The sequence below is a fragment of the Kribbella sancticallisti genome (genome assembly GCF_039530625.1).
Classification (GTDB): Bacteria; Actinomycetota; Actinomycetes; order Propionibacteriales; family Kribbellaceae; genus Kribbella; species Kribbella sancticallisti.
Genome location: NZ_BAAAOS010000068.1, coordinates 133,917 through 140,867, shown reverse-complemented (window position 1 = coordinate 140,867; position 6,951 = coordinate 133,917). Strand labels below are relative to the sequence as shown.

The 6,951-nt window shown below is 67.4% G+C and carries 8 protein-coding genes and 1 tRNA gene; 2 read left to right on the top strand and 7 right to left on the bottom strand.

Annotation, left to right across the window (positions count from 1 at the left end):
• Window positions 1–10 precede the first annotated feature (10 nt).
• The 6 genes from ABD255_RS42175 to ABD255_RS42150 form a co-directional block, all read right to left on the bottom strand.
• Window positions 11–86, bottom strand: a tRNA-Arg gene (locus ABD255_RS42175).
• A 526-nt stretch (window positions 87–612) separates the two neighbouring features.
• Window positions 613–1,887, bottom strand: a complete 1,275-nt coding sequence (locus tag ABD255_RS42170; protein ID WP_344222486.1) for a chymotrypsin family serine protease — start codon at window positions 1,885–1,887, stop codon at window positions 613–615.
• A gap of 134 nt (window positions 1,888–2,021) precedes the next feature.
• Window positions 2,022–2,627, bottom strand: coding sequence for an META domain-containing protein (locus ABD255_RS42165; protein WP_344222485.1), 606 nt, complete (start codon window positions 2,625–2,627; stop codon window positions 2,022–2,024).
• Window positions 2,624–3,118 (bottom strand): SigE family RNA polymerase sigma factor, encoded by a 495-nt coding sequence (locus tag ABD255_RS42160; RefSeq protein WP_344222483.1) that lies wholly within the window; start codon window positions 3,116–3,118, stop codon window positions 2,624–2,626. Before ABD255_RS42160 ends, ABD255_RS42165 begins: the two co-directional genes overlap by 4 nt.
• Before the next feature lie 105 nt (window positions 3,119–3,223).
• Entirely contained in the window at window positions 3,224–4,441 is a 1,218-nt protein-coding gene (locus tag ABD255_RS42155) for an alpha/beta fold hydrolase (RefSeq protein ID WP_344222482.1), read from the bottom strand.
• Between the two features lie 285 nt (window positions 4,442–4,726).
• Entirely contained in the window at window positions 4,727–5,335 is a 609-nt protein-coding gene (locus ABD255_RS42150; RefSeq protein WP_344222481.1) for a hypothetical protein, read from the bottom strand.
• Window positions 5,336–5,531: 196 nt separating this feature from the next.
• On the opposite strand from ABD255_RS42150, the gene ABD255_RS42145 reads away from it, so the two are divergent.
• The gene (locus ABD255_RS42145; RefSeq protein WP_344222480.1) at window positions 5,532–6,215 is read left to right on the top strand and encodes a hypothetical protein; all 684 of its coding nucleotides are present in this window, start codon (window positions 5,532–5,534) and stop codon (window positions 6,213–6,215) included.
• A 27-nt stretch (window positions 6,216–6,242) separates the two neighbouring features.
• Entirely contained in the window at window positions 6,243–6,383 is a 141-nt protein-coding gene (locus ABD255_RS42140; RefSeq protein WP_344222479.1) for a hypothetical protein, read from the top strand.
• Between the two features lie 119 nt (window positions 6,384–6,502).
• On the opposite strand, the gene mscL is transcribed toward ABD255_RS42140, so the two are convergent.
• Window positions 6,503–6,889: a large conductance mechanosensitive channel protein MscL gene (gene mscL, locus ABD255_RS42135; RefSeq protein WP_344222478.1), complete on the bottom strand. Its 387-nt coding sequence runs from the start codon at window positions 6,887–6,889 to the stop codon at window positions 6,503–6,505.
• Window positions 6,890–6,951 lie beyond the last annotated feature (62 nt).

Below are 6,951 nucleotides of genomic sequence, written 5' to 3'. Positions count from 1 at the left end.
GGTATCGGGCTGGTGCCCCCGGCAGGATTCGAACCTGCGACGCACGGTTTAGGAAACCGACGCTCTATCCCCTGAGCTACGGGGGCGCACGATGTGGCCCGGCTTGTGGGCCGAGGGACAGCCTAGCGGAAGGCGGTCGAGGGGCGTCACAGAGTTAGGGCATGGGGGGAGCGGGTCGGCTCTCGCGGTGGGCGACGCGGCCGATGGGAGGGTGGGGGAGTGGCTCGCCTGTTAGACGGCAGCACGAGGTTGGGGTGATGTGACGCCGCGGCAAGGGCGGGGTGGCGACGAGCTCGGCTGATGGTTGCGAGCACGCTAAAGGTGGGCGAGGTAGGTGCGGAGGATGGACCAGCCCTGGGGCGGAGTCGCGCGGTGCCTGCTGGCGTGGCGAGCACGCTGAAGGCGGCCGGGCAACGTGCGGTGGACGGAACCAGCCTCGGGGTTGGGTGGCGCGGCTCCTACCGGTGTTCGAGCACGCTGGGGGCGGGCGGGTGGATGTGCGGGGATGGAACCAGCCCTGGGGGATGGAGGGCCCGGCGCCTACCGGGTAGCGAGGACGCTGGGGGTGGGTGGGTGGAAGTGCTCAGGCAGAGTCGGCCCTGGGGGTTTGGATCAGCCGGTGATGGCGCCTACGCCTAGGTGGCCGGCTATGGATTTGTAGCGTTCGGCGTAGAGGGTGGTGCAGCGGGAGGCGGAGCAGCCCGAGCCGGCGAAGGTCATGCCTCGGATGGTGGCGGTGGTGGAGGTGGGGCGGGAGTAGAGGGGGCCGCCGGAGTCGCCGCCGATGATGGCTATGGCGCCGCCTCGGGTGGCGCGGATTACGTAGGTGGTGCAGCCGTCGGTGTCGCAGTACTTGGCGCTGAGGGATTGGACGGTGAGGCCGCACAGGGAGAGGCTGAAGGAGCCGGACTGGCAGACGGAGGCGCCGATGGCGGGGTCGCCGCCGCCCTTGACGGTGCGGGTGTCGACCGAGTCGCCGGCGCCGTCGGTCCAGATCTTCCCGCCGTAGGAGCTGCCGGTGATCATGGCCTGGTCGTACTCCGGGTAGTTCGTCCGGCCGGTGACGGCGCCGTAGTAGTTGGTGCCGGAGCGCCAGATCGTACCGACGCCGCCGCAGTGGCCGGCGGTGACGGAGCCGCGGCGGCCGTCCGACAACCGGATGACGGAGAAGCCTGCTGTGCAGTTCTTGGTGGCGGAGGTGATGCGGGCACCACCCCAGTGGCCGCCGGTCGCGGTGTCGCTCATGCGGCTCAACCTCGCGGCGCCACCTGCCACGGCGCGGACGCCCTCCATGGACTGGAGGGCGGCGAGCGAGGCGGCCGAGGTGGTGGCCTTGTCGTACTCGACGACGATGTCCTCCGAGGCCGGGTCCAGGTCGGCCGTGTAAGTGGTCTTGGCTGCGTCGGTCCAGGACCGGGCGCCGATCTCGTTCCAGGCGGCGGCGATGGAGCGCGCGGAGCGGCAACTGCGCTCGACGGCGAGCATCTTCATCCCCGCGGCCGGCACGTTCTTCGCGACCGCGGCCTGGTACCTCTTCTCGTCCACCACCGAGTCGTCGACGACGACCTTGTACCCCGTCGTGGGTGACCCGAGTACGCCGACGACGCCCTGGCTCAGCCCGAACGGCAGCCCGGAAGTGGGCCTACCGGTGGCGTCGAGTGGCTCGATCGAGTTCACGGCGGCGGTGATTCCCTCGCCGAGTGCTTGGCCGAGCGGGCGTGGATCTTTTGCGCTAGTCGGCTGAGACAGACGCGTGGAGTTGGTCGAGGTGGCCCTCGGATCCGCGTGGTTGCAGACGGCGGGCGCAGTGGACGCAGCGGGCGCAGCGACGGAGCCCGGTACTGCGGTCGACGGCAGCGCCGAGAGCGACACCGCGGCCAGTGACACTGAGCAAAGGGCGAGCAGCGGAACGGTAGCTGAGAGTCGCACTAAGCTCCCCAATCGGTGGACGGCCTCCGTGAATCGTCCGGTCAGGGACTGCTCATAGTCAATAGCCGATCACCGTACGCAAGCAAATTTGACTACCGTGTGCGAGCGTATCTCGCAACTTCACGCCCGTCGGGGCCGAAGAACCGCAGCGCCGTCTGATCGATGGTGATCCGCTTGGCCGTCTGCAGGATCTCAGTGTGTGGGACGTTGTCGCAGCCGACCATGTGCTGAGGGCCGGAGGTAGCGCTGAACTCCCCGCGCTGCCCGACGGTGAAGGCGCCGCCGATCCCGTTGCAACCATCGGATCCGCGCCAGGTGCCGTCAGCCCTGAACGTGATGTTCGGTTCAACCGGGCGAGCCGCCTTGAGGGTGGCGAAGCCCCTCATCTGGACCGGGCGCCAGGTGCCCGCGACGGTCTGTGCCGAGAGGACAGGTGCAGATGGTGACACGGTCGCGGATGTGGTCGGGTTGCCGGCAGCCGGCGTCGGCGAGGATGGTGCGGGCCCGTTCAGGCTGAAGCCGACGGTGGCGATCGCGGCGACCGCAGCGGCGGCGGCTCCCGAGACGATCCACGTACGGCGCTGGGCTTTCCGGGCGCCGCTGGTCGCCCGGTCGGCTAGGTCGGGGGCCAGGGGGACGGAAGCAGCGGCGCGCTCGAAGGTGGCGCGCAGGTCTTCCTCAAGCTCTGTCTTGCTCACGACAACCTCTCATCAACACGGTGGGACTGCCTCGTCTTCCGGAGCGCGGCGAGGGCTCTGCTGGCCGTCGCCCGCACGGAGGACGGTTTGATGCCGAGCAGGTCGGCGATCGTCCGGTCGTCCAGGTCCTGGTAGTAGCGCAGTACCAGGACGACCCTCTCGCGGGCCGACAACGTGGCGAGGGCTCGCCAGAGGTCGTCGGAGTTCACGATGTCCGCGGCGGGATCCGGCACCGTGCTCTCGGTGTCGAGGTCGGCCGCCGGGGCCTCGGTGAAAGACTTCCGGCGCGTCATCGACAGGTAGGAATTGATCAGGATCCGGCGAACGTAGTGATGCGGGTCGTCAGCCCGCTGCACCTTCCGCCAGGACCGGAACGCCTGCATCAGCGCGATCTGGGCCAGATCCTCCGCCCGCTGGTAGTCGCCGGAGATGGTGAACCCGAGACGCACCAGTTCCTGCCCGCGCGCGGACGCGTACTCCTCGAACTCCACTCGCCACTCCCAAGCTGGGCGTACAACACCTCACACCTATTAGACGCAGTGGGCCACCCAGGGTGCTGCAGAGATTCACACACAGTCTTGTCTCAGCGAACTGCGTCACTCCAGCAAGAACGTTCGGACCTCGTACCGCCCGGTGGAGTCCGACCGGCTGCTCTGAATACCGTGCCCGCTCCCCGGTACTACGACCAGCCGCGCCGCGCGGGCGTGGTCCCGCGCCCAAGTAGCCCACTCCGGCGGACAGAACAGGTCATTGCTCCCGTGCAAGATGAGCGTGCGCGGCAGCAGTTCCTTGCCCGCCGGGTACGTGGAAGCCCGCGTCACCGGCCACTGCAGACACCCGGCGATCATCAACTGGCTCCGAGCCGTCCGGACGTCGTATGGATGGAGCTGAGCCGGCTCAAGTCGCCGTACTGCCTTGTCCAGAGCCGCAGCGCGAGCATCGACCGGAGTCGCGGAGGTGCCCCACGGGAAGCGGAGATCCGAGCAGAGCGTCGCCAGGTGGAGGCCTGCCGACAGTTCGTCGAAGGCGAGGTCGCGGCTGGTCGCCTGTTGGAAGAGTTCCTTCAGCGCGGCCGTATTGCCGTTCCTCGCGTCCGCGAGCACCTTGGGGATGCCCTCGAAGGACGGATTCACCGAGTTGAGGCTCAGGATCGAGAGCGTCTCGAGCAGGTTGGTCGGGTCGAACTCGCCATGCCGCACCAGCCAGGCCAGGTCAGCCACCGGGTCCGTAGTACAGGCTGGGTCTTGGCGGCAGCTTGCAGCCAGGATCTTGCCGGTTGCGGCCATGAGGTCGACGCCGAACGGATCTATACCGCCATGCGGCACCACAGAGTCGAGTACTAGCGAGCGCACACGGTCCGGATACTTCAACCCGTACTGCGCTGCCGTGAAGCTCCCGTACGACGTTCCGTTCAGCGTGAGGCGCTCCTGCTTCAAGGAGCGACGCAAGAGCTCTATGTCCTCAACAGTGTCAGGTGTTCCGTAGAAGTCCCGAGCAGAGCCCAACTTCCGAGCACAAGCCTGTACTGCGGCCGCCGGTGGGCTCAGGAAGTCGGAACCACCGACAGCCGTCTGTAGCTCCACACAGTTGATGCCGGCTGACCCCGTACCGCGCTGGTCGAACATGACAAGCCGGTACTCCCGCAGCACCGCCGGATCCAGGTAGTTCCGGATCCGCGAGAGCAAGGGCACACCTGGTTGGCCCGGGCCGCCCGTGAGCATCAGGAGCACGCCGCGAGGTGCGTCGACGTTATCTGCCGCAGCCACCGCGAGTTCGAGCGTCGCCCCTGTTGGCTGGCGATGGTCGAGGGGCACGCGGAGCGTCGTACAGGTGAAACCGGGCGCACTCGTGCACGCGGCTTGAGAACTCTCGGCCGGGCCTGAGCAAGCAGCCGACACCCAGACGAGCAGCAGCGCAACTACTAGTCGAGCAAGCCGCATGCAGCCCTCCCGGTACGGCGACGTGCCGTCAGGGTGCGGCCAGAACGCAGTACTGGCAAGGCCTGCCACCCACCTTGCGGGTCGATTCCGGAGGTGACCCGCAAGGCAGGCGGAATGACCCCGGCCCGGACGGCTTCGGGGGGCGCGTCCGGGGCAGGGTCAGCGCAGGCCGAGCGATTTCAGGAGCTCGGGAGTGGCATGTCGTGGCGAAGCGAGGTCGCCGGGCTTGCCTTGTCCCTCGAAGGAGGTCGCCACGAGTCGGCGGCAGCCGAATGATTCGACCGTGTACGAGAGCACGCCGCGTTCGTTGTCGGTGAACCGCAGGACGTACGTCGGGCCGAGCTCGTCAGTACAGAACTGCGGCTTGGCGGCCGCCGGCTTCGCGCTGTTCACCAGGGCGAAGAGCTCGGTGGACTGCTTGGCGGTGCGCTTGGTGATGACGGTGGCGTACGCCTGGCCGGTCGCCTGGGCGTCGTACTGGCAGATCGTGACGCCGACGGGCTGGAACAGGGATTTCGCTGCTCCCTTGCCCCAGACGGCTTTGTCCACCGACGCGCGCACCGCGGCGATGGTCTCGGGGCAGTCCATGCTGGGCGTACCGCTGGGGTTTGCGGTGGGCAGGGTAGGTGGGGCGCCGGGGGTGGTCGGCGTACCTGTGGGCTGGGCGCCGACGCCGCTGGAGTCCTCGTTACCGCAGGCGGCGGTGAGTCCGAGAACCACTACGACGGTCGTCGCTCCGATGAGGCCCCGTGTCCTTGATGCACTCACGACTCGGTCCTTCCGGGTTGGGCAGAGACCCATCATGGTCGAGAGAGATCTCACTGGTCGTGGCAGAACTGTCACGGCGCGGCGTCTATCTGGTCACGAGCCGGATCGAGTGCCAAAAGTGGCAGAGCTGTAACGCGGGCGGGCTGTTCGGACCGCGGAAATGGGATGATCTGAGGCGATCGGAGAGAGGACGGACGTGGGCAAGAAGAAGGACGCGGCCGAAACGGCCCGCCGGGAACGTGAAGAGTGGCAGCTCGGGCAGGACTGGGCCCGCTGGCTGCTCGGCGGCAACTCTCCGCAACCACTCACCTTGTACGGAGTCGTCCTGGAACAAGGGGAAACGGCGTACCTGCAGACCTCGGCGCACTACTCCCGGCTGTACGGCGGGAGTGGTCGCTACACCCACACCAGCGGCTTGTTCATCGGTAAGCCGACGCTCGTCCTGGGGATGATGGCGGCGAACGCGGCGGTCAACGCGAGCCGGAAGGCGGCGGCCCGTCGTGACATCCAGTTGCTCTGGCGCGATCTGCAGGAGGTGCCGCTGATCGCGACGAACTACCGGTTGATGTGCCACCTGCCGGGTCGCGGGTGGCTGAGCTTCTACTTCAACTCTGTGCAGGAGTTCTATCCCGAACCGGTCAACTGGACGATCACGTTCGGCTTCCAGAGTGCCGAACCGCTGCGGCTTGCGGGTCTTGCGGTGCCGACTCTCTCGGTGCTGACCGCTTGGTGTCTCCATGGCGATCGTTGGCAGAGCGAGCCGGGCATCGCGCCACTGGTGGAGCCTGCTTTGGCGCCTCAGCAGTTGCCGAACGGTCAAGCGCAGGGACAGTTGGAAGGCAAGCAGCAGAACCTGCCTCGGATTCCGGGCCAGGACTGATCAGCGGCCTCGCGTAACCTTGGCAGCATGACGAGCCCGTACGAAGACGACGAGCCGGTGCTGCCCGAACAGACCCGCGACGACGATCCCCGCAGCTGGGGCGAGAACGGCTCCGACGGCGACGACGACGAACGAATCCTCCGCGAGGTCCCGCCGCACCACCAGTGAACCTCGCCCTGGTGGGCTGACGGGCCATCGTCGAGGAATCCACCGCCTGTACTGCGGCCGCTCGGCTGGCGTGGCCTTTCCGCTGAAATCGAACCGGTCGGGTTGAGTCGTGAGTGAGATCAGGGACGTGCGCGCAGGGCGTCGCGGATCTCGGTCAGCAGTTCCTGCTCGGTGGTCAGCGGCGTGGGCTCCGGCTCCACGCCGCGCTGGCGGCGCTCGGCCAGCTTGTTGAGCGGCATCACGATGAGGAAGTAGATCGCGGCCGCGACGAACAGGAAGTTGAGGGTCTCCTGCAGGATCAGCCCGATGCTGAACTTGGCATTGTTGAGTTCGAAGTTCCCCACTCCGGTGAGGTCTGGCTCGCCGAAGATCGCTGCCACCAGGGGATTGATCAGGCCGTCGACGATCGCCGAGACGATCCTGCCGAAGGCGGCGCCGATGACGACGGCGACCGCGAGGTCGACGACGTTGCCACGCATGATGAACTCTTTGAAGCCCTTGAGCATTCCGCTGCCTCCACGATGCGGGGCCCGGCGGACCCTCGGCTGGTGTACCCGCAAACGTAGGA

What these genes read in the sequence shown, in the direction of transcription:
- mscL (WP_344222478.1), bottom strand. Translation starts at nt 6,889, where the DNA reads ATGCTCAAGGGCTTCAAAGAGTTCATCATGCGTGGCAACGTCGTCGAC.
- ABD255_RS42140 (WP_344222479.1), top strand. Translation starts at nt 6,243, where the DNA reads ATGACGAGCCCGTACGAAGACGACGAGCCGGTGCTGCCCGAACAGACC.